The organism is Zooshikella ganghwensis DSM 15267 (genome assembly GCF_000428585.1).
GTDB classification, from domain to species: Bacteria; Pseudomonadota; Gammaproteobacteria; order Pseudomonadales; family Zooshikellaceae; genus Zooshikella; species Zooshikella ganghwensis.
This window is the reverse complement of record NZ_AUAF01000404.1, coordinates 1-1,163: the sequence shown is the minus strand read 5'-3', so window position 1 is coordinate 1,163 and position 1,163 is coordinate 1. Positions and strand designations below refer to the sequence as shown.

1 protein-coding gene is annotated in these 1,163 nt (G+C 32.3%); it reads right to left on the bottom strand.

Annotation, left to right across the window (positions count from 1 at the left end; genetic code table 11):
* Positions 1 to 102: 102 nt before the first annotated feature.
* On the bottom strand, positions 103 to 1,107 hold the full coding sequence (gene dgt, locus F607_RS32350; RefSeq protein WP_268967662.1) for a dGTP triphosphohydrolase: 1,005 nt from the start codon (positions 1,105 to 1,107) through the stop codon (positions 103 to 105).
* Positions 1,108 to 1,163: the final 56 nt, after the last annotated feature.

Below are 1,163 nucleotides of genomic sequence, written 5' to 3'. Positions count from 1 at the left end.
GCTTATTACTGACTTAATTTACCCAAATAGACGTGCATAATACATCTTTGGTTGTATTATATGCTACCCCCTAGGAATCCATATAGAGCCTATATTTTTCTTTTAAATCCTATCAAAAATTGACCCTTTTCTTGGACAGAATAGTTTCTCATACATACGAGTAGCATATTCATCTGTCATGCCTGAAATATAGTCACAGACAATTCTTTCTCTTTGATCATAACTACTAGCAGCCCAAACCATTCTTGTAGTCTTGGGTAAAAGTCTTTTGGGATCACTTAAAAAAGCCTCAAATAGCTCATATACAACCTTTTTCCCCTTAAGTTCAAGTTGCTGTACATTATCATTAAAAATGACTTCTCTTTTAACAAGATCAAATATTATATTTTTTATTTTTACTGCATTTTCTTCCATCACAGCTTTGTACTTTAGAATAGGACTGAAGAAACTTTCATCTTCTTCGATCTTAACATTTGTGATCATTAAATTAACTAAAATTCCAATATACTTTTTCCTTCCAAAACTATCACCAAACAAACCTTCAATTAGCTCTTCAGTTATTTTAGGTTTATCAGAAAAGAGTTCTATCATAGCATCCTTAAAAATATTATTTTGTATAATACCTTCCCAATCATCCTTTTTTATCATTCCTAAGGATATAGCATCTTCAAGATCATGCAGTGTATATGATACTTCATCAGCTAAGTCCATAATTGAACAATCAAGTGATTTACAAATCGTTTTTTTATTTTCTAAATAGGTAAACCTTTCTTTATCATCATTAGTAAATGGCCGCAAAATAAAATCAACTATATCTTGATCACAGTCATAATAACATTTAGGTGGATGCCAGTTATTTTTGAAATTTAACCAAGCGGGATTAATAATCTCACTATTGTTATTTTCCACTAGACTATTATAGCTACCAGGGTACTTCAGGATCCCTAGCAACATTCTTCGAGTAGGATTTAATCCTGATCCTTTAGTATGCTTTTCTAATTTTGAAAGAATGCGTAATGTTTGAGCATTTCCCTCAAAGCCTCCATAACTTCTCATGCAATAGTTTAGACTCGATTCCGAAGTTTTTTTAGGTTGACAAAGCTGTATATTTATTCAAGCTGCCATTCGGTGCTGTAATGAAGGCGTCGGCTCTTGCCTACCAA